Origin of the sequence: Flavobacterium sp. Arc2 (assembly GCF_041431385.1) — a bacterium.
Classification (GTDB): Bacteria; Bacteroidota; Bacteroidia; order Flavobacteriales; family Flavobacteriaceae; genus Flavobacterium.
On sequence record NZ_JASMRH010000014.1, the window covers coordinates 34,744 to 55,189 of the forward strand.

At 33.5% G+C, this 20,446-nt stretch carries 21 protein-coding genes and 1 tRNA gene; 9 read left to right on the top strand and 13 right to left on the bottom strand.

Annotation, left to right across the window (positions count from 1 at the left end; genetic code table 11):
• The 8 genes from QO182_RS11095 to QO182_RS11130 form a co-directional block, all read right to left on the bottom strand.
• Entirely contained in the window at positions 1–138 is a 138-nt protein-coding gene (locus QO182_RS11095; protein WP_371540899.1) for a DUF2256 domain-containing protein, read from the bottom strand.
• Positions 125–859: a YqjF family protein gene (locus QO182_RS11100; protein ID WP_371540898.1), complete on the bottom strand. Its 735-nt coding sequence runs from the start codon at positions 857–859 to the stop codon at positions 125–127. Before QO182_RS11100 ends, QO182_RS11095 begins: the two co-directional genes overlap by 14 nt.
• Positions 859–2,391 carry a deoxyribodipyrimidine photo-lyase/cryptochrome family protein gene (locus QO182_RS11105; RefSeq protein ID WP_371540897.1) on the bottom strand — a complete coding sequence of 511 codons (1,533 nt, stop codon included), beginning with the start codon at positions 2,389–2,391 and terminating at the stop codon, positions 859–861. The genes QO182_RS11100 and QO182_RS11105 overlap by 1 nt, the downstream gene beginning before the upstream one ends.
• Positions 2,392–2,609: 218 nt before the next feature.
• On the bottom strand, positions 2,610–4,820 hold the full coding sequence (locus tag QO182_RS11110) for a TonB-dependent receptor domain-containing protein (protein WP_371540896.1): 2,211 nt from the start codon (positions 4,818–4,820) through the stop codon (positions 2,610–2,612).
• 118 nt (positions 4,821–4,938) lie between these two features.
• The gene (locus QO182_RS11115) at positions 4,939–5,289 is read right to left on the bottom strand and encodes a hypothetical protein (protein WP_371540895.1); all 351 of its coding nucleotides are present in this window, start codon (positions 5,287–5,289) and stop codon (positions 4,939–4,941) included.
• Positions 5,290–5,389: 100 nt separating this feature from the next.
• The gene (locus QO182_RS11120; protein WP_371540894.1) at positions 5,390–6,385 is read right to left on the bottom strand and encodes an aspartate-semialdehyde dehydrogenase; all 996 of its coding nucleotides are present in this window, start codon (positions 6,383–6,385) and stop codon (positions 5,390–5,392) included.
• Positions 6,386–6,554: 169 nt separating this feature from the next.
• Complete coding sequence (gene mscL, locus QO182_RS11125) at positions 6,555–6,971, bottom strand: large conductance mechanosensitive channel protein MscL (protein WP_371540893.1); 417 nt, start codon at positions 6,969–6,971, stop codon at positions 6,555–6,557.
• A gap of 89 nt (positions 6,972–7,060) precedes the next feature.
• The gene (locus QO182_RS11130) at positions 7,061–9,505 is read right to left on the bottom strand and encodes a bifunctional UDP-N-acetylmuramoyl-tripeptide:D-alanyl-D-alanine ligase/alanine racemase (RefSeq protein ID WP_371540892.1); all 2,445 of its coding nucleotides are present in this window, start codon (positions 9,503–9,505) and stop codon (positions 7,061–7,063) included.
• Positions 9,506–9,970: 465 nt separating this feature from the next.
• Between QO182_RS11130 and QO182_RS11135 the strand changes: the two genes are divergently transcribed.
• Complete coding sequence (locus QO182_RS11135) at positions 9,971–10,369, top strand: hypothetical protein (protein WP_371540891.1); 399 nt, start codon at positions 9,971–9,973, stop codon at positions 10,367–10,369.
• Here the strand turns inward: QO182_RS11135 and QO182_RS11140 are convergent.
• Complete coding sequence (locus QO182_RS11140; protein WP_371540890.1) at positions 10,364–11,065, bottom strand: porin family protein; 702 nt, start codon at positions 11,063–11,065, stop codon at positions 10,364–10,366. The two genes, QO182_RS11135 and QO182_RS11140, sit on opposite strands and share 6 nt — an antisense overlap.
• Positions 11,066–11,571: 506 nt before the next feature.
• Here QO182_RS11140 and QO182_RS11145 point away from each other — a divergent pair.
• The 8 genes from QO182_RS11145 (at position 11,572) to QO182_RS11180 (ending at position 17,097) form a co-directional block, all read left to right on the top strand.
• Positions 11,572–12,867, top strand: coding sequence for a phage integrase SAM-like domain-containing protein (locus tag QO182_RS11145; RefSeq protein ID WP_371561659.1), 1,296 nt, complete (start codon positions 11,572–11,574; stop codon positions 12,865–12,867).
• A 62-nt stretch (positions 12,868–12,929) separates the two neighbouring features.
• Positions 12,930–13,625, top strand: coding sequence for a hypothetical protein (locus QO182_RS11150; protein WP_371561661.1), 696 nt, complete (start codon positions 12,930–12,932; stop codon positions 13,623–13,625).
• A gap of 455 nt (positions 13,626–14,080) precedes the next feature.
• On the top strand, positions 14,081–14,362 hold the full coding sequence (locus QO182_RS11155) for a hypothetical protein (RefSeq protein WP_371561662.1): 282 nt from the start codon (positions 14,081–14,083) through the stop codon (positions 14,360–14,362).
• The gene (locus tag QO182_RS11160) at positions 14,359–15,456 is read left to right on the top strand and encodes an AAA family ATPase (RefSeq protein ID WP_371561663.1); all 1,098 of its coding nucleotides are present in this window, start codon (positions 14,359–14,361) and stop codon (positions 15,454–15,456) included. Before QO182_RS11155 ends, QO182_RS11160 begins: the two co-directional genes overlap by 4 nt.
• A gap of 171 nt (positions 15,457–15,627) precedes the next feature.
• Complete coding sequence (locus QO182_RS11165; protein ID WP_371561664.1) at positions 15,628–16,218, top strand: hypothetical protein; 591 nt, start codon at positions 15,628–15,630, stop codon at positions 16,216–16,218.
• Positions 16,219–16,240: 22 nt separating this feature from the next.
• Positions 16,241–16,546 carry a hypothetical protein gene (locus QO182_RS11170; protein WP_371561665.1) on the top strand — a complete coding sequence of 102 codons (306 nt, stop codon included), beginning with the start codon at positions 16,241–16,243 and terminating at the stop codon, positions 16,544–16,546.
• Positions 16,530–16,814, top strand: coding sequence for a hypothetical protein (locus QO182_RS11175; RefSeq protein WP_371561667.1), 285 nt, complete (start codon positions 16,530–16,532; stop codon positions 16,812–16,814). Before QO182_RS11170 ends, QO182_RS11175 begins: the two co-directional genes overlap by 17 nt.
• A gap of 79 nt (positions 16,815–16,893) precedes the next feature.
• The gene (locus tag QO182_RS11180; RefSeq protein WP_371561668.1) at positions 16,894–17,097 is read left to right on the top strand and encodes a hypothetical protein; all 204 of its coding nucleotides are present in this window, start codon (positions 16,894–16,896) and stop codon (positions 17,095–17,097) included.
• Between the two features lie 181 nt (positions 17,098–17,278).
• Here QO182_RS11180 and QO182_RS11185 read toward each other — a convergent pair.
• The 4 genes from QO182_RS11185 to QO182_RS11200 all read right to left on the bottom strand — a co-directional run bounded on the left by QO182_RS11185 (position 17,279) and on the right by QO182_RS11200 (position 20,408).
• A tRNA-Ser gene (locus QO182_RS11185) sits at positions 17,279–17,365 on the bottom strand.
• 61 nt (positions 17,366–17,426) lie between these two features.
• Complete coding sequence (locus QO182_RS11190; RefSeq protein WP_371540889.1) at positions 17,427–18,455, bottom strand: asparaginase; 1,029 nt, start codon at positions 18,453–18,455, stop codon at positions 17,427–17,429.
• Positions 18,439–19,581, bottom strand: coding sequence for a 1-acyl-sn-glycerol-3-phosphate acyltransferase (locus tag QO182_RS11195; protein ID WP_371540888.1), 1,143 nt, complete (start codon positions 19,579–19,581; stop codon positions 18,439–18,441). Before QO182_RS11195 ends, QO182_RS11190 begins: the two co-directional genes overlap by 17 nt.
• 59 nt (positions 19,582–19,640) lie before the next feature.
• A complete protein-coding gene (locus QO182_RS11200) occupies positions 19,641–20,408 on the bottom strand; it encodes a TatD family hydrolase (protein WP_371540887.1) in 768 nt (255 codons plus the stop codon).
• Positions 20,409–20,446 lie beyond the last annotated feature (38 nt).

The following is a 20,446-nucleotide window of genomic DNA, read 5'->3' on the forward strand; positions in this document are numbered from 1 at the left end:
TTATTTGTTGCTTCTGCATTTATCGCTACAATATTTTACCTCATCCCAAACCTTTTCCCATTTTTTACGCCAAGTAAAAGGTCTATTACAAACAACACACGTTTTAGAGGGCAAGTTTTGTTTTTTAATACCTTTCATTACCCATATTTAATCTGTTTCTTTTCCACTCTATACCCACCGATGAACCTTCGGCTATAAAAACCGCTTCTGGCTTGGTCGTATTTAAACCCGAAAAGGACTCACCATACATCGCTGTAAAATCACAATCAATTTTATAATCTAATACTTGATTGACTAACCAACTCGGATGCTGTAATTTGTATTCTTCGGTATTATTTTGGTCGACTTTAGTGTAGCCATAATAATGTTGATATATAAATTTTTCTAAAGATTGACTTTTCATCACCTTAGATTCCGTGGTTGCTTCTACATAAATACTATTCCATTTTTTATTTAAAAGCCATTTAAATTCTACTTTTTGACTTTTTGTCTCCCTTGTAATTTCATGCTTTGTTGGTACCACGGTATAGTGCTCTTTGTATAATTTATTAGCCATCCAAGCCACAATAGGATACGGAATAGTTTCATTGACAAAAACTACACCGCGTTTTAACGTATTCCCCTCCTTTCGAACCACATAAAAACGCAAATTAATTTCTTCGAAAGTGCCAAAATAAGGAATTGGAACATTGAAAAGTTTGGTTTTCTTGAACATAAACCCAACTAGACTTACGTAGGCTTTTCCATCATACAAATCAAGCTCCACACCTTTAGGCAAGAAAGGAAGTAGTATGTTAGGATCAATTTCATAATTAGCCATTATAATGTTTTCCCAGTTTGCTTTTAAAAAAATAGTCATTATGTTTTTGTTTTTTTAGTTCTTCGATTCGGATTGGAAACGTGCTTTTTCAAAATCCGTTTTCCTTCCTCTTTCACTTCATCTGTTTTCCGAAAACTCCAGACTATATCACTAGCCCGTTTTCTAGTTTCTTCAATATTAACAATAGGTTCGGGATAATCTTTCCCTATTTCACAGCTATAAAATTGTTGTTCAATTGGATTTAACTTCCACGGTTCATGAATTAAGTTGACTGGAATTTCTGCTAATTCAGGCAACCACTGTTTAATAAAAACACCTTCTGGATCGTGCTCTTCAGAGTTTTTTATTGGACTATAAATCCGAATTGTATTTATTCCCGTTGTTCCTGATTGCATTTGGATTTGTGGATAGTGAATTCCAGGTTCGTAATCCAGAAACTGTCTTGCTAGAAAATGCAAGTCCCGCCAATCTTGCCAAAGATTAAATGTGAAAAAAGAAACCACCATAGCTCGCATCCTGAAATTGATATATCCTGTCACTACTAAACATCGCATGCAGGCATCTACAATTGGCACACCTGTTTTTCCTTCTTGCCAGGCTTTGATATAAATTTCATTCCTTGGCTTTACCAAAGTGTCATATGCTCTATTTACATTTTCAAATTCCATTCGGCATTCATCTTCAAATTTTTGCATGAAATGACAATGCCAATGCAGTCGAGAAACGAAATTAAGAATCGCTCGTTTATTCTTAGAATTCTCGTAATGCTGATTTGTGTATTGATAAATCATTCGCATGCTAATATTTCCATACGCCAGATAAGGCGATAAGCGACTGCAACCTTTTCTACTCAAGGCCGGTTTAGAAATATGCTTGCTGTAATTGATATAGCGTTCTTTTACAAAACTATCCAAATAGCGCCAAGCGAGATTCTCGCCTCCTTTTTGGAAATTCTTATTGGTCTTCGTAATAGCTTCTGAAAGCGGATTCCCTTTTATAGAATTATAAACAGCATCCTCAAGTTGAATTAAATTAAAATCCTGAATGGCACTCATTTTTGGTTCAGCCCGCATCACTTCTTCCCAGCGTTTGTCCCAGTGCTGTCGTGATTTTAATTTTCTAATTACTCCGTGTAACTGAGATTCTTTCCAGATAATATTATTGCTTTCGAAAAAATCCTGCATTGCTATATCTCTATCAAAAGTGATTTTGTTACCAATTTCTTGATGAGAATAAACTTCCTTAATATCGTAGTTCTTTAGTAGCTCGACAAAAACAGCCTGTACTTCATTGTGAAAATAATAGAATGTTCCATTGATTGCATTGAGCTTCGTTTGTAAATCCTGAATCGACTCATAAATAAACCGCCAATGACGCACATCGGCATCATCGTACTCCATAACACTTGGTTCAAAACAATATACAAATAGTACTGGCAATACCGAATTTTGCGCAGCAAACAAGGCTTCGTTATCTACAAATCGCAAATCACGCTTGAACCAAACAATATTTATAGCAGCTTTAGTCACTAATTTATCCGTGTTTAATCTTTTGTTGTTTATGTTAAACAAATATACAAAACTTAGAATTAAAAGAGGGTTGTAATTTTAAAACATATTAGTTATTTCACTCAGATGTGCAGAGGTTTCATAGAGAGTTAAAAATTAAAAAATGTAAGCGCAAAATCAATTTAAATTACATGAGATATACAGTAAAAAACATACCGAAGCTTTATGCAGTTATCGGTTAAAAAAAACGCTACCCTTTCGGATAGCGTTTTATGATTTTTCTACAAATTAAAATTAACTCCCAGAACTATATTTCTTCCTATGTTTGCAATCCCATCGTTTTTCAAACGAGAAAGGTGCGCGATATATTTTTTGTCAAATAAATTATTTCCGTTTAGGTTAACGTCGAAAACAGTTTTACCTAGTTTTACTGTTCCACCAAGTCCTAAATTTACTAAAGTATAACCATTAGACTCCGTTTCAAAACCACTTACATTATCTTGATTGAAAGTCGTAGAAACGTTGAAAGTAGCAAAACCTTCTTCAAACCAGTTCTTCATTTTGAATTCAGTTCTTATGGTATTACTCCACTTGTTCGCAGGGATCAAAGGTAAATAATCGCCATTTTGTTTCTTGCCCGTAACGGTTTCAAAACTGGTTTCATAATGCAACCAATCCAAAGGATGCGGATGAAAATGCAGACCAACTTCACCTCCATACAGTTTAGCATTGTTTTGAATATAATTAAACACATCATTATTATCCAATACCGTTCCTGTAGGTGAAGTATAAATATAATTGTTGATATGATTGTAAAACCCATTTACAAAAAACTCAAAATGACTGTTCTTGTATTCTAAATTAAGATCAGACTGTACATTTTGTTCTGTTTTCAGATCACTGTTTCCTATTTCATAACGGTTTGTCCCTTCATGAACTCCGTTAGAAGTTAGCTCAGCTAAATTAGGTGCTCTAAATCCTGAAGCTAGATTTAATCGCAAGGTCAAATCATCAGCTAAGTTTGTTTTGTAACCTAAAGAAGCATTAAAACTATCAAATGATTTGTCGATCGCTTTAAAATACCCCTCTTCTCCAACCGTACCGTTTTCAACACTAGTAATTTTTCTGTTATCAAAACGCAAACCTGCTTGCACTGCACTATTGCTTCCCCACTCATAATTAGCTGTTCCAAAAACACCAAAATCATTTGTTGTTGCATCTGGAATTAGATACTCCTCGCCAAAATTTGTATTAGTTTGATGCATACCTTGAATTCCGAAAATTGATTCTAATTTACCCATGCTTGGTAAATGGTACTTCGCATCGTAATTAAAAGTTTTCAACTTCATACGCAATCCTGCCACATTGCTATCCTCAAACTCAGAACGATCATTAGCAATATATCCCAAATCAACATCCAATTTTGAATTTTTTAAATAGATAATAGAGTTCAAACTCAACAAATGGCTAAAAACCCCTTGCCTTGGAAAACCCGTGTTTTTACTTGTGCTTTGATCTGCTATACCATCCTCAGGAATTCCTAAGTCTAGATTATTGTAGTTGTATCGAAGAACTGAAGAAAAACTAGAATTACTGTATCCAATTCCGGTTTTAAAATCTGTTTCATTGTATCGGGTGTTTGTAACGCGATCTCCTCCTGAAATACGGTAATCAGAATGCGTATTGTAACTCCCTCTTGCCAGAAATTTCCAGTTCTCAGTCGACGTTTTTAATCCGAGAGAGGAATTACTACCTAAAGTATTAGAAAACAACTTTTGACTAAAATTAGCTTTGAATGTGTTCGCATCAGCAAATTTCTCCGGATTGAAATACAAAACCCCACCAAGTGCATCTGAACCGTACAATAACGAAGCTGGCCCTTTGATAACCTCAACACTTTCTACGCCGGCATCATTCAATCCCAAACCATGTTCGTCACCAAACTGTTGGTTTTCCATTCTTACTCCTTGTGAGTAGACTAAAACGCGGTTTCCGCTCAAACCACGGATTACAGGTTTCCCTATTGAAGTTCCAGTTGAAACTTGAGAAACTCCAGGAATAGTTGCTAATCCTTCTATTAAGGTTGCTGTTCCTTTTTGTTGTAATTCCTTAATGGTTTCATGTTCTACCTTCATGACATTTTGTGACTGTATTTTATTGAAAGCGGTAGAAACAATTACCTCATCCATCTGAAAAATAGTTTCTTCAAGTATCACATCTAATGTGCTTTCTTTTTCAAGTCCTTTTATTGTTTTATTCTCAGTTGTGAAACCCACGAAAGTAAAACTCAGTTTAACATTTCCGTCAGGAAGATTTGTCAAAATGTATATTCCGTTTTCATCAGTTGTGGTGCCTTTATGTAATTCTGGCGCATAGACTGAAACCCCTTTTATAGGTTGGTTTGCTATATTCGTTACCGTACCAGATACTTTACTTTGCGCATGAAGCAGCGCTGAAAACCCTAGTAATAGCGTAATTATAATTTTTTTCATTAGAAATGATTGTGATATACTCAAACAGAAATCTTTAAAAGATAACTGATTTGAAATTATTTAAAAAGTGAAGCGTTCCAACAAAACATAATAAGGATTGGTTGGAAATTAATATAATTTAAATAATAACTAAAGGCGGACCCCGAGGAGAATACAAACTGCCGGGAAACGAAATAAAGGTTTTTACCTTCTCAAAGAAATAGGGAGTGTTTTCGAAATTTGACTGAAGTGAATATACAAATACGTCAGGAGAAACATAAGACCCAAAAGTAAAATGACACACTTTACAATCATCAAAATTATGATGTTGATGCGTTATTTCAGGTTCTCCATTACTATATTTATGATGACACTCTGTTTCAGAGAATTGCTTTACAAAATGCTCATAGGTATGAAGTGACTGAAACAGTATTGAAAACAATACCGTCAGTGACAAAGAGAGACTAATTACAAGTTGCTTCTTTTTCATACACTGCAAAGGTAGGAAATCTTAAAAAAAGAAAACCATCTGTTTTAACAAAACTGATAGAATGTTAAAACAGATGGTTTAGAATATAATATTAAATTGGTTACACCAATTTAGATGCTACTAAGTATTCAGCAATTTGAATTGTATTTGTAGCTGCTCCTTTTCTTAAATTATCAGCAACAATCCACATATTCAATGTGTTGGCTTGGCTTTCGTCACGACGAATTCTACCCACAAAAACATCATCTTTTCCTTGCGCATAAATTGGCATCGGATACGTATAAGTATCATTGTTGTCTTGTACGACAACACCGTCTGTATGGTGTAAAATATTTTGAATGTCTGAAACTACAAAATCATTAGAAAATTCGACATTTACAGCTTCACTATGTCCACCTACGATAGGCACACGCACTGCAGTAGCCGTAACAGCAATTGTTTTATCATCTAATATTTTTTGAGTCTCACGAACCAATTTCATTTCTTCCTTTGTATATCCGTTTTCTTCGAATACATCACATTGAGGAATTGCATTTCTATGAATTGGGTACTTATAAGCCATTTCACCTTGAACTCCTGCATATTCATTTTCCAATTGTTCAACCGCTTTTACGCCAGTTCCAGTAATGGACTGGTATGTAGAAACGATAACGCGTTTGATATTGTATTTCTTATGTAAAGGTGCTAAAACCAATACCATTTGAATTGTAGAACAGTTTGGATTAGCTATAATTTTATCTTCTTTAGTTAATGAAGAAGCGTTAATTTCAGGAACGATCAATTTTTTAGTTGGATCCATTCTCCATGCTGATGAGTTATCAATCACGGTTGTTCCAGCAGCAGCAAATTTTGGCGCCCACTCTAAAGAAGTATCACCTCCAGCAGAAAATAATGCGATATCTGGTTGCATTGCAACAGCGGTCGCTAATCCCACAACACTATAGTTTTTACCATTAAAGGCAATTTCTTTACCCACTGATCTTTCTGAAGCTACAAGAATTAATTCATCAGCATCCGATATAAAATTTCTTTCTGCTAATACTTGTAACATAACCTCTCCAACCATACCGGTTGCACCTACAACTGCTATTTTCATTTCTATATTTTTATAATTGAATATTAAATTTGAATTACAAAAGTAAGTAATATTAAAACCAAAACAAGGCGCTTCACAAATAATAACAAAATGTTACAATTATAACAACAAAGAAAAACCATCCGTTTTTGCAGATGGTTTTTCTTAAATATACAGTCTAGCAATCTTCTTATTTTTTCAATAAATCTCTAATTTGAGTAAGCAATTCTTCTTGAGATGGTCCAGTAGGTGCAGTAACAACTACTTCTTTTTTGTTTTTTGTTTTTTCAGCAGCTCTAAGTATTACGAAAACAAAAAATGCGACAATGACAAAATTGATGGTAGCTTGTACAAGATTTCCATAAGTGATCACAGCTGCGCCTGCTTTTTGAGCGGCTTCAAGATTGACATAAGTATTACCATCAAGGGTAATAAATTTTTGTGTAAAATCAATTCCTCCAGTTATTAACCCGATAATGGGCATAATCACATCATTAACAGCAGAAGTTACAATTTTACCAAATGCGCCACCAATAACTACAGCGGTCGCCAAAGCTAATACATCACCCTTTATTAAAGAGGATTTAAAATCATTGAAAAATTTCATAATTGTTTTTTTTAGTTAAATAATATTTTAGAAAACTAAATTATCAAATAATCAAGACACTTTTAAAATCGTCTTAATTATTTGTCAATTTATCGGTAAAAAACACGCTTTACCCGCTGTGAAATACTGGTGAGAATCTCATAGGGTATCGTATTTAGCTTTTTGGCGATATAAGAAACCGTTGGGCTTTCGCCAAAAATAATTACTGAATCTCCTTCGGTACAATTAATTTCAGTAACATCAACCATCAACATATCCATGCAGACACTCCCTAAAATCTTTGCTTTTTTGTCTTTTATGGATACAAATCCAACCCCATTTCCCCAACCTCTAGATATACCGTCAGCATAACCAATGGGAATTGTTGCAACCTTTGTAGGTTTCTCAGCCATAAATTTTCGTCCATAACCCACGCTCTCCCCTGCTGAAATAGTCCGAATTTGGGAAATAACAGATTTCAAAGTCCCCACATTTTCCAAGTATTTTTGTTCCGCAGGATCATTCGACACTCCATAAAGTCCGATTCCTAAACGAACCATGTTGAATTGAGAATCCGGATAATTACTTATTCCAGAAGTATTCAAAATATGACGAATCGGATTCACTCCTAATTCCGCCACGATTCTAGATGACATCGTATCAAATAAATTAATCTGCGAAAGCGTAAAATCACGATGCTTCAAGTCGTCACTTGTTGCCAAATGTGACAGAATACTGCGTATTTGAACACTATCATTCCCTTTTAAAGTAGCTATTAATTCATCGATTGTATCTTCCTCAAAACCGAGACGATGCATCCCCGTATCGAGTTTAATATGAATAGGAAAATGATGCAGATTCTTTTCTTTTGCAATTTTCAAAAAGGCATAAAGTCCTTTTAAACAATATATTTCTGGCTCTAATTGATATTGTATAATGGCAGAAAAACTCGTATTCTCTGGATTGAGAACCATAATTGGTAATTGAATACCACCATTCTTTAGTGAAATTCCTTCATCGGCAAAAGCCACCCCAAGATAATCCACTTTGTGGTGTTCGAGTAATTTAGCAATCTCCAGACCTCCATTTCCATAACCGAATGCCTTTACCATAACCATGATTTTTACATTTGGTTTCAATTTGGATTTAAAGAAATTCAAGTTGTAACTGAGTGCATTCAAGTTAATTTCCAGAATGGTCTCATGAGTTTTTTCTTCGAGTAAATAAACGATTTCTTCAAATTGGAAAGACCTTGCTCCTTTTATCAAAATGGTTTCATTCGCAAAATCAAGACTTTCAAAATTAGAAATAAATTCGGCCGTAGTATTGAACGTAACGCAATTGACGAACTTGTCTTTGAATTGCGAAATAGTTTCTCCGATGCCAATAACCCGACTTATGTTATTAGAAACAATCAATTGCGAAACCTTAGAATACAGCTCCTCATTTGATAATCCGCTCTGAAAAATATCAGAAAGTACGACAGTCTTTTTTTGGAACTGCGTTTGACTTTCCAAAAAATCCAGTGCAATTTTCAATGACTGAAAATCTGAGCTATAACTATCATCAATAAGACTACAGTTATTGATTCCCGTTTTTACTTTTAGTCGCATTTCGACAGGAAACAGCAATAGCATCCTCGATTGAATCGTCTCAATATCATAATCAAAATATAACAATGCCATCAAACAAGAAATCGCATTTTCTATAGAAGCCGTATCTTGAAATGGGATTTTCAACTTATAGGAATCTCCATTGTACTTGTAATATAATATTGTATTTTGATCCTCTGTTTCTTTTTTATAAACAAAAACATCAGCCTCCCCCTTTCTAAAACTCCAGGTAAAGGTTTTTGTTTTTGCTAAAATATATTTATCTACAAGATCTCTTTTTTGATAGATTATAATTTCAGTCTCTTGAAAAAGAACTAATTTTTCTTTGATTTTTTCATCTAAATCAACAAAACCTTCATCATGCGACGAACCTATATTAGTTAGAATCCCAATGGTAGGCTTAATGACCTTTTCTAACCTTTTCATTTCATCAATAGTGGAAATTCCTGCTTCAAAAATACCTAGATTGTGCTTTTCATTAATTGCAAATATTGATAGTGGAACACCTACCTGAGAATTGTAGCTCTTAGGACTTCGGATGACATTAAAGTCTGGACTTAACAAGAAGTTGAGCCATTCCTTTACTATTGTTTTACCATTACTTCCAGTTAAACCAATAACGGGAAAATGAAAACCACTGCGATAATAAGCGGCAAATTGCTGTAATGCATCCAAAGTGTTTTCGACAATAAGAAAATTAGCTTTATCTGCACATCCTTCAGGAATATGTAAAACAACAAAGTTCTGCACCCCCGTTGCTATCAAATCTTTAATATAGGTATGCGCATCATTATTGGGGCCAACCAATGCAAAGAATAAAGTATGGGTACTGTTTTGCAACGATCTACTGTCTATAGAAACTGTATCAACTACTGCTTGTTCAATATTACCCACGGCTCTTGCCTTAAGAATAGGAACTATATTTTTAATAAGTATGCTCATTTTTATGTACTGCGATTAAAGCAGATTTTATTTATAGTTGTGTGGTAAACGATATACTATTGTAAGAATCATAGCGTATTTAAAAATAATCATCATTTATAACTTCCTCAAAAATAACACTTGTTTTCAAAGTTACGACAACACAACATAATTAAAAAGGGAGAAACCATTTTACCTTTCCTATAAATCCTAAACATTTTTAAAGAGACTTTTTTACTATATTCCTTATATTTGTCTGTATAATTAATTGCAGTACTCTTGAAAAAAATCCTACCCTTATTTTCTTATGTTTTCCATCCGGTGTTCATTCCGGTATATGCAACGCTATTTTATCTTTTTTCAAATAATTCTTATTTTATAAATCAAGAAAAATATTTTGTATTACTTCAGGTGTTAATTATTACCGTCGTGGTTCCGCTACTGTTTTTCATTCTCTTGCGCGCAAGCGGTAAAATTAGTTCTATAATGGTTCCACTAGTATCTGAACGGAAAATACCACTTCTCATCCAATCCTTTTTACTAATCCTTTTGGTTCGAAAAAGTATTACAATTGAACGGTATCCCGAGTTGCACTTTTTCCTTTTAGGAGCCTTATTGAGCGCTTTATTTGCGATGATGTTGTTATTTGTTAAGACAAAAGCGAGTCTTCATATGATGGGTATAAGCGCATTGACCGTATTTGTTTTTGGGCTAAGCCTGCATTATCAAACCCAAAACATGTTTGCTATTACATTTCTTACTATTACGAATGGATTTGTCGCTTCATCCCGTCTAGTGATGAAAGCACATACTTTTAAGGAATTAATTATCGGGCTTTTTCTGGGTACTATCCCACAAATGTTTCTATTGTACTTATGGCTATAGAATATAAAAAATAATTCCAATATTAAGCGACTTCATATTTACCTTTTCCCCATCGATTTCTGCTGTCTTAAAAATAGAATTTAATCCATAATAGGCATATACATTTATGGTATTGTAGCCCCCAGAAAGATAGATCCCGTATAACAATTTATTAAAGTCCTTGTTATTAGTAATTGTTACTTTGTTTTCAGCATCACTGTAGAAAGACCTATTGTAAAGGACATAACTAAATTTCATACCACCATATATTCTCCAAAATTTATAACTCTCATAATTAGAGGTTCTCCATCTAAATTCAATGGGCAAATCAACTAATAATTGTGTGAATTTATTTTTGTCGTACACGGTATTATCGTCAATTACAGAATAAACAGGCATTTCTTCCGTTCCCTTTATGGCAAGGTTCTGAATGTAATTGTTATATGTAAAACCAAGTCCCGCTGCTATAGCATGGGTTCGCTCTTTATTTATTGGCATATCTCTCAGAAAACCAACAGACAAACCTGTTGAGAACTTACTTTGCGATATCCCTGCAGGTTTCTGCTGTAATGTATTGTAAGTAAACCCAAAATAAAATTGATCTTCTCTGTAGAGGGAGTCAACCTTTACTTCAGGACTATCCATAATTGGTTCTATTTCTTGTGAAAAAATAGCAGAAACCGATAGTACAAGAAAAAAACTAAAAATGATTCGCATAGTATTATTTTTGTTGAATGATTGCTTCATAGCGGTCTTACTAGAATTTTCGATTGGGCTCTTTTCTATTATTATACAAATATAGGATTTTGAAAGGTTCTTGATGCGTATTGCTTTCAAAAAACAATTTGAAGCACTATTCCCGACCAAGCAAGATAATTATACCAAAAGGCTCGGTAAAAAAATAAGCTGCGCTTTGTCTTGTTGTTGATCGAAAGAGATTACCCATGGCCTCTCGGAAAACAGAGAGTCTCACAAACAAAAAATGCTTCCCTTTCAGGAAGCATTCAATTATTTTGCAGAGAGGATGGGACTGCCAAAAATACAATCACTTACACAATAATACACTTTGATAATTGCAAATATAACACTAAAACCAATTAAATAAGGCATTTACATAAATATCAATTTATTCATTTGATTGTTTTAAATTGAAACAAATTTTATTTGGCCGTACAACTATCGTACAAATTGAATATCTTTGTATTATTAAAAACAGTAATACGATGGCAACAGTTAATTTTTTATATCGTTCGACAAAAGACAAAGCAAATTTGCACGTACGTTTATTGTACCGTTTCAACAATATAGATTTTGTTATCGGTGCGAATACTAAGTTAGAAATAGAAAAACAAAATTGGTTTGGACATCATGCCGAAATCAAAGCAAATAAAGAAAAGGGAATTAAAGCCGTTAGAATCAAAAACATTAAAGACGGAATAATTTCAAATAGACGTTTAGAAGTAAATACCGAACTCAATAAAATAGAGAACTATATTTTAAACGCCTTTAATACTTTTAATCCTGAGGCAATAGATAAAGACTGGCTACAAACTGAAATTAATTTTTATTACAATCCACCGCAGCAAAACGAAGCACTACCAAAGGAACTAACAAAGTACATTGATTTTTATATTGAAAATCGAAAACACGAAATCAAAAGTACTTCAATACAAAAATTTAAAGTTATTAAGTCGAAAATTGAAAAAATGCAGATTACTAGAAAAAATCCTTATTTGCTGAATGAAATAAATGATAGTTTTAAAACTGAATTTGTAAAGTACTATAAAGCTAATAGTTACGCACAAAACACAATGCAAAGGGAACTAACATTTATAAAAACCTTTTGCCGTCATGCTCGATTTTTAGGACTTGAAACACACCCGCAGTTAGATAGTTTACGTTTGGATAGTGTGAAAGTTGAAAAAATATATTTAACTTTTGATGAGCTAGAGAAAATTGAAAACATTGAAAAAAGCAAATTAACTGATAGTTTAGAAAATGCAAAAGACTGGTTAATAATTTCCTGCTATTGTGGGCAAAGGGTTTCAGATTTTATGCGATTTACTGCAGATATGATACGAATTGAAAATGATAAAAAACTGATTGAATTTACCCAAAAGAAGACCGATAAAATTATGACCGTGCCACTACACCCGAAAATTATTGAAATACTCGATAAGCGGGGCGGGGCGTTCCCTTACGCAATTTCAGATCAGAGGTATAACGACTACATTAAATTAGTTTGCGAAGCAGCAGGATTGACGCAAAAAGTAACAGGAAGTAAGCATTTAGAAACTGAACCCGAAAGCGGAATTTATCGCAAAGAAACTGGTTTGTATAGAAAATGTGATTTAATTACTTCGCATATCGGCAGGCGTTCGTTTGCTACAAACTTTTACGGAAAAATACCAACCACTTATTTAATTTATGTTACTGGACATAGTACTGAAGTAATGTTTTTAAATTACATAGGTAAAAGCAACAAAGATCTAGCACTTGAAATGACTAAATACTTTTAAATAGTAAAAAAGGAATGAATAAAAACGACATTGACAGCAATACTTAAAACAGGAACAAAATAATGGAAATTAAACAACAAAACGGACGTACAATTTGCAACTATTCTATCAAAGAGCAAGAAGACGTGAGCACTATGGTTGCAATTACTTACATGGGCGATTTACAAGATTTCCTTAAAATAAACTATGTAGCAGACGAGGTCTCTTTTATTGATCATAAACTTAGCAAAGTAAGACAGGCAATCACAGAGTTAAAGCCGATTGTTTTATTTGGAGATGAGCCATATTATGAAGAGCACATGGAATTAATGGAAAGCGAAGTTATTAAAACTAAAGAAGGCATACGCAACTTATATTGGTGGGCGGTACGATATGAATCTTTTTTAAATGACAGGTTACAAGAAATAAACAAGCCTGAACAAAATAAAATTGATAAACCTAAAAAACTCAAAAAGACATTATTTGAATTTATTCATAATATTGAAAACAAAGAAGCATTTTTTCTGGAATTAAAAAAAATGTTTCCAACTGAAATAGGTAAAAGTATAAAGGCGGTAATTGATATATTAACCAAAGAAAAAATATTAATTTATGGTACTAAAGAATTTAAACTATTATTTGAAGAGTTAGAAAAATACTTTAATCGAGATATTGGGAGTTATAACAGTGTGCAAAATGTTAAAATAGTAGATGCAGAAACAACCGATATTGTTTTAAAGAAACTTAATCCTTTGATAATTAAGTATAAAACAACTTAACGCAACTTGTACAACTTGTTTAAGATTGTAAACAAGTTTAAACAATTGTAAATCAATGCTTTAGGTTTAAATTGTAAATATATTTGCAGTATCAAATTTCAAATGATATGCAATATGGAAAATTCAATTTTACTACAAAATTTAAGTCCCGACCAATTAACGGAACTTATTACAAAAGTCTTCAAAACTCAAATAGAGGACTTAAAAAAAGAGCTAACAATCCAAAACGAAAACGATGATCTACTTACAAGGGAGCAGTGTTTGGATTTGCTACAAATTAACGCTTCAACACTTTGGCACTGGACGAATAAAGGACGTATAACGGTCTATAAGTTCGCCAATAAATGTTACTACAAAAGAAGCGAGTTAATGGCTACAATAACCCCCCTTAAACAAAAAAACAGTCTATAAAGTTATAGACCGCCTTTTAATTTCCAATATTAATTTCAAAGATAATGAAATCTAACGAAAAGACCAAAAACGAACAAAAAAGAATTTACCAGTATTTGCAAACAAATACCGCCACCAGCGCAATGATAGCAAAAGCCTTAAATATTCCGCAGTGCAATGTTTGTAGATACAAAGCTAAATTACAAAAACAAAATAAATTAATTGAACTAAGTAAACAACGATGCAGGGTTACCGGCTACCAGGCGACGTACCTAAGCACAAATGTACCAAGAGTCAATACAAATGAATTGAAGAATATTATAAACGCTAAATCTTCAAATTTATGATAGACTTAAAAATAGATGAGATCCTGCAAAAAGGAGAAGATGAACAGCTCGAAAGTATTGCATTTAGAAAATCTTTTCTTATTGATCCTGATGAAGAAATCCCGCCACCACAACCCGCATGGGCTTTGAAAAATGCTTCAAATGATGAAGTAGCAATTTTAGGAACTTTAGGGAACTTTAGTCAAATCAATGGAAAAGCAAAAGCTAAAAAGAGCTTCTTTGTTAATATAGCGGTTAGTTGTGCATTATCAAACGAACCTATTTTAACTCGATTTGTCGGTGGTTTACCTGAAAATCAAAAAGAGGTCTTGTACTTTGACAGTGAACAGTCTAGATATCATGTACAGATAGCACTAAAACGCATTTGTAGGCAGTTAGGAATAAGAAAACCGCCTAATCTATTTACGTATCATTTAAGAAGTTTAACGCCCTCGCAAAGGCTTAAATTGATTGAAGAAGAGATTTACAGCAGTGATAAAATTGGTTTGGTTGTCATAGATGGAATCAAGGACCTAATAACCTCAATTAACGATGAAGCTGAAGCAACTATGATTGCGTCTTGGTTGTTAAGGATAACCGAAGAAAGGAATATACATATTATAACGGTATTGCATCAAAACAAGGGAAATGAGCAGGCGAGAGGACACATTGGGACTGAATTAAATAACAAAGCGGAAACCGTGCTTTCAATTACGAAAGAGGAATCTAATCCAAACATTTCAACCATGAAAGCAGAGATGTGCAGGAATATAGAGCCTGAACCGTTTTCATTTGAAATTAACGAAGATGGTTTACCAGTCGAAGCAGTTGGATTTACACCGATAGACAGTAGAAAGGAAAGAGGGGTGGATATTCATAAAATTGAGAACTTCAAACTTTATCAATTGTTAACGGAATCCTTTAGCAAAGAAACCGAAATAAATTATAGTGAATTGGTAAGAAAAATTAAAACGGCTTTTTCTAATCAAATGACTGGATCAATTGGCGACAATAAAGCAAAAGATATTATTTCGAAATGCAAAGACAATAATTGGCTTAGTCAATCAGAGAAAAAATACAAGCCTTATATCTTATTGCCTTTTGAAGCAGTTTAATTATAAGATCAGTTTAAGTTTATCGGTTTAGTTTACCCCCTTACATAGGGGGGTAAACTGATAAACTGATAGAATAGCGGTTTAGTAAACTAGTTTAAACCGATAAACCGATAGAAAAAAAGGCAAAGCAAACCACCTATAAAAACGGACGCAAACACAAATATTTTTATTATGATCACAAAAACAGCAGGAACAACAAAAAGAGAAAAAATCTTCTTAAAATTTGAAAGTGAAAATTACAAACTTGAAAGAAGTGCAACAATTGAAAAGTTAGCACCATTAAACAAAGCGATTGAAGAACTGGAAACGATTATTAAAAAGCCTATTGAAGATTACAAAGCGTTTTCTAAGGACATTTTAGGCTATTCTATTGAACAAATTAAAAAAACCTATCCAAAGCCGTTTGATTTAGGTTTAGACATGGATACAACTCTTAAAATGCTTTCAATTGATATGACTAATTTAAAAAGTTATGCAGAACAATTCGATGTTAACACCGAATGTGTTATTGAAGATGGTTATTCACGTAATGAAATTAACCAAGATCAATTTAATAAATATTGTGAAAGCCCTGAGCAATTCGATCGATACGATTTTTGTTTGCAAATTATCGACACAATCAAAAAGGCAGTAGGTCATGAACCCGCATTTAGTTTACAGGGTTTAGCGGTAAATTTTAGAAGATTTATTGATGTTGGGTGCGATATAGCTGGAAATGCAAAAGTTTCTGTAAGGGCTGAATTTGTTTTAACTGGAAACTAAAAAAGTTTAAATTTAGATTATTATGGCAAATACAACAGGGCAAAAGTTTGGAGGTCGACAAAAAGGCAGTTTGAACAAAGTGAGTTCCGATACTAAAATTTCACTTCAAAAGCTAGTATCTAAGGAGCTTGAAAGTTTTGAAGCACGTTTGGAAACTTTGGACAATAAAGAACGCTTAGAAATTGTAATTAAGATTTTGCCCTTTGTTTTACCAAAGCAAACGCAAATTGAAATTGAAGCAAATAATATTGATCCTTTCAGACCGATCACAATTAATTTAATTAACGAAGAACCTTTACAAATTGAAGCAAATGAAAATACAGATTAAAAACTTAGATCAGCTGGAGCAGTTTATTTCAGATGAAGCAATAACACCAAAAGCAAAGTTTACTGTTTTTCTGGAAACATTAAGAAGCTACAACGTTTTGATAATTTCATTTAAAAGAGGTTCGGAATCGATGGACAAAGAAGCCGTTAAAAAAATGCTTAGTATTATTGAAAGTATCAAAGAAGATCCTGCAAAGAGTTATCACGGTACTTTATTAGTACGCTGGAAAAATCCTTATGCTCGATTAATTGAAGTAAAAAAAGATTGAATTAAAACCCCGATAACAGTTAAATGTATCGGGGTTTTAATAATTTAGCTTAAAACTAAAAAATATAAAAACCGATCAAATGAATGAAAATAGCGTAGGAGATCTTGAAATTTTAATTAACTGTACAATGCCAACCGATTTTTGGAGGTTTTTTGAAATTATCCATTTGTCAAAAAATAATGTAGTGTTAATTGAAAAGGATAAAAATCCTGAATCAAAACAATTTTTAGATATTTTTATAAGAGTAGCGCAGAAATTAGAACTTGAAATAAGTATTGAATAATAAAAAAAACCCCGATAACAGTTAAATGTATCGGGGTTTTTACTTTGCTTTTTTTCGTGGTATAAGTTAAAGAAAGCTACTTTAAATTCTTTTTTTTTAATTGACAATACAAAAACCGTACAAATTAAAAAACAAAAATTATCTAAAGCGTTATAAACAAGCGATTTATAAACTTACAAAGCAGAGAGGATGGGATTCGAACCCACGATGCAGTTACCCACATACTAGCTTTCCAGGCTAGCTCCTTCAACCACTCGGACACCTCTCTATTTATTTAAGGTTTGCAAAGAACACTAAAAAAAGTGACTTACAAAAGTAAAATCACAATATTATAGTACCTCACCTCGCAAAGAAGTTTCAAAAATAGTTTTAAAGTCATCTCGCGCACCATTTCGACTCAATAAATACATCAATTTTGTAATGGCAGCCTCTGTTGTGATGTCTTTTCCAGAAATTACCCCTATTGCTTTCATACCAGTACCCGTTTCGTATTTTCCCATATTAACACTTCCGCCAGAACATTGGGTCACATTAATAATATGCAGACCATTGTTTATTGCTTTAGCTAATAAAGCAATAAACCAATCTTCAGTAGGCGCATTTCCTGAACCATAGGTTTCAAGTACAATTCCTTTTAAACCGGGTATGCCAAAAATCGCAGACAAAACAGTTTCACTCATTCCCGGAAACATTTTAACTATCACTACATTAGCGTCCAAGTTCTTATGCACTAACAATTTCTCCCCAATATTTTTAGCTAAAAACAACTCTGGCCGCATATTTAAATGCACCCCAGATTCAACTAGTGCGGGATAATTGGGTGATGTAAATGCGTTGAAATGCTCGGCACTTATCTTCGTCGTTCTATTTCCTCTGTATAATTTGTATTCAAAATAAAGACAGACCTCAGTAATAACAGGCATACCGTTTTCTTGCAATGACGCAATTTGGATAGCGGTAATCAAATTCTCTTTAGCATCGGTACGTAAATCCCCAATCGGTAATTGAGAACCCGTAAAAATGACAGGTTTCGCCAGATTTTCAAGCATAAAACTTAATGCTGACGCAGAATAAGACATAGTATCGGATCCGTGAAGAACAACGAAACCATCAAATTTTAAATAATTTGACTCTATTATGGTTGCAATTCTTACCCATTCTTGCGGATTCATGTTTGAGGAATCAATTGGCTCTTCAAATGAAAGCGTTTCAATCTCACAATCTAATTGCTTCAACTCAGGAATTCTATGCAATAATTTACTAAAATTGAATGCTTTCAGGGCGCCAGTATTAAAATCCTTGCGCATCCCTATTGTTCCTCCAGTATATATTAAAAGAATTTTAGCCTTTAAGTTCATCCGTGTACTTTAATTTATTAACAACCGGGTTAGCATACATATCTAACAATCCTTGCAATGCAACCGGGTTTTCAGCATCTATCCGCATCTCCAATCTACGTTCAAACAGGGATTTTTCATCGGCTGTATACATACTAGAATAAGTACTGGTTTTATTTAAAATATCATAAGCTATATAATTAGTAGGCCATAATTTATAATTCTGTATTATAGAATCATCAATTACCTGAGCAAGCGCTTGAATTTGCTTGTTTGAATTATTAAATTCTTCCTTAATTACATCAACTTCAGTATCAATAACATCACCAATATGAATGTGAATACGCTTCTTTTGCCCCATTACACCACTCAAAAGCGTCATGAAATCTTCATTCTTTTCCTTGATATATACTTCATTATTGGCCTCAGCCAATAACTGCGGAATTTTCAAAACATCTGTTGGGTCATACTCATAAGAAATTGACACCGGAACGACTCTTATTTTTTTGAAATAGTCCATCAGGTTATCCTCATCAGATCCCATCCCAACCATTTTTAACACACCAGGATTAGTCTCGTCATTACCGTCTTTAGTCCTACCCTCACGTTGCGCAATCCATACAGATCGACTTTCATGTTGCAATAAATGACTAATGTATTCTGACAATGTTTTTGAGCTTTGTAACATCTCACGCGGCGTCAAGCCTCTTTGAACCAAAAAATTACGGTTCAACTTCGCCAAGATGTTAAGAAAGTCCTTTTTTACTAAGTTATCGCCAATCGCTGAGGCAGTCATTACTAAACCATGTTCGAACAAAGCTACATTAAGCAATGTAGTGTCCAATAAAATATCTCTATGGTTTGATATAAATAAATACGATTCTCCTTTTTCTAACTTTTCAAAACCTGAGGTGGTCAAACCATCAGAACTTTTTTCAAGTACTTTTAAAAGTGTGTGGTAGATAAAATTACATTGAAAATCACGTATGGAATGTGTTTTTTTTAGTTGTTCCTTCCATTCTTCATCAGGCGTCTCAGGGAAAGAGAAATTCATCAGTGCTTTCATCATCGGGTGATGAACCACATTTAGTATAGCCTCGTTAATTTCGGAATCATAAAATGGCCGAATAGCGTCAAATTTTTGCATTTTGGTAATTTTAAGTGGGCAAATGAACAAAAAAAAAATTAATTTACAGTGGGTTTTGTTTAAATACCGAAAATCGATTTAGAATTCTCGGTTGTCATAGTGGCAATATCTTCTATAGAGCATTCATAAATCTGTGATAATTTTTCAGCTACCTTAACAAGATAACTACTTTCATTTCGTTTTCCTCGATAAGGAATAGGAGCGAGATAGGGCGAATCGGTTTCCAAAACGATGTGCTTCAACTCTATTTGATTTAAAAACTGATCGATTTTTCCGTTTTTAAAAGTCACCACTCCACCAATTCCCAATTTCATATTATAAACGATTGCCTGTAATGCCTGTTCATAATTTCCGGTGAAACAATGAAAAATCCCAAATAAATCATCGGACTTTTCTTGTTCTAAAACTTCAAAAACTTCATCAAATGCATCACGACAGTGAATCACTATGGGTAATTTATATTTTTTGGCTAATTGAATCTGTTTTCTAAATGCAATTTGCTGCTCCTTTAAATAGGTTCTATCCCAATATAAATCGACACCAATCTCCCCAATGGCATAGAATTTTCTTTTGGCCAGCTCCTCCTCTACATGTTGCAATTCCTCCAGATAATTTTCCTTTACATAGGTAGGATGCAATCCCATCATCAGAAAGACATTGTCTGGATAGTTCTTTTCTAAATCATACATGGACTGTGTACAAGAGGAGTCTATTGCCGGAATAAAAAAACGGGAAACACCAGCATCAATTGCTCTTTGAATCATTTCACCGCGATCCTGATCGAATTCCTCTGAATATAAATGGGTGTGAGTATCTGTAATTATCATTGTTTTCATTTAAAGTAGCAAAGTTAGCATTTTGAATT

Coding starts and splice junctions, on each gene's coding strand:
- QO182_RS11095 (WP_371540899.1), bottom strand. CDS start 138: ATGAAAGGTATTAAAAAACAAAACTTGCCCTCTAAAACGTGTGTTGTT.
- QO182_RS11100 (WP_371540898.1), bottom strand. CDS start 859: ATGACTATTTTTTTAAAAGCAAACTGGGAAAACATTATAATGGCTAAT.
- QO182_RS11110 (WP_371540896.1), bottom strand. CDS start 4,820: ATGAAAAAAATTATAATTACGCTATTACTAGGGTTTTCAGCGCTGCTT.
- QO182_RS11115 (WP_371540895.1), bottom strand. CDS start 5,289: ATGAAAAAGAAGCAACTTGTAATTAGTCTCTCTTTGTCACTGACGGTA.
- QO182_RS11120 (WP_371540894.1), bottom strand. CDS start 6,385: ATGAAAATAGCAGTTGTAGGTGCAACCGGTATGGTTGGAGAGGTTATG.
- mscL (WP_371540893.1), bottom strand. CDS start 6,971: ATGAAATTTTTCAATGATTTTAAATCCTCTTTAATAAAGGGTGATGTA.
- QO182_RS11130 (WP_371540892.1), bottom strand. CDS start 9,505: ATGAGCATACTTATTAAAAATATAGTTCCTATTCTTAAGGCAAGAGCC.
- QO182_RS11135 (WP_371540891.1), top strand. CDS start 9,971: ATGGTTCCACTAGTATCTGAACGGAAAATACCACTTCTCATCCAATCC.
- QO182_RS11140 (WP_371540890.1), bottom strand. CDS start 11,065: ATGCGAATCATTTTTAGTTTTTTTCTTGTACTATCGGTTTCTGCTATT.
- QO182_RS11145 (WP_371561659.1), top strand. CDS start 11,572: ATGGCAACAGTTAATTTTTTATATCGTTCGACAAAAGACAAAGCAAAT.
- QO182_RS11150 (WP_371561661.1), top strand. CDS start 12,930: ATGGAAATTAAACAACAAAACGGACGTACAATTTGCAACTATTCTATC.
- QO182_RS11155 (WP_371561662.1), top strand. CDS start 14,081: ATGAAATCTAACGAAAAGACCAAAAACGAACAAAAAAGAATTTACCAG.
- QO182_RS11160 (WP_371561663.1), top strand. CDS start 14,359: ATGATAGACTTAAAAATAGATGAGATCCTGCAAAAAGGAGAAGATGAA.
- QO182_RS11165 (WP_371561664.1), top strand. CDS start 15,628: ATGATCACAAAAACAGCAGGAACAACAAAAAGAGAAAAAATCTTCTTA.
- QO182_RS11170 (WP_371561665.1), top strand. CDS start 16,241: ATGGCAAATACAACAGGGCAAAAGTTTGGAGGTCGACAAAAAGGCAGT.
- QO182_RS11175 (WP_371561667.1), top strand. CDS start 16,530: ATGAAAATACAGATTAAAAACTTAGATCAGCTGGAGCAGTTTATTTCA.
- QO182_RS11180 (WP_371561668.1), top strand. CDS start 16,894: ATGAATGAAAATAGCGTAGGAGATCTTGAAATTTTAATTAACTGTACA.
- QO182_RS11190 (WP_371540889.1), bottom strand. CDS start 18,455: ATGAACTTAAAGGCTAAAATTCTTTTAATATATACTGGAGGAACAATA.
- QO182_RS11195 (WP_371540888.1), bottom strand. CDS start 19,581: ATGCAAAAATTTGACGCTATTCGGCCATTTTATGATTCCGAAATTAAC.
- QO182_RS11200 (WP_371540887.1), bottom strand. CDS start 20,408: ATGATAATTACAGATACTCACACCCATTTATATTCAGAGGAATTCGAT.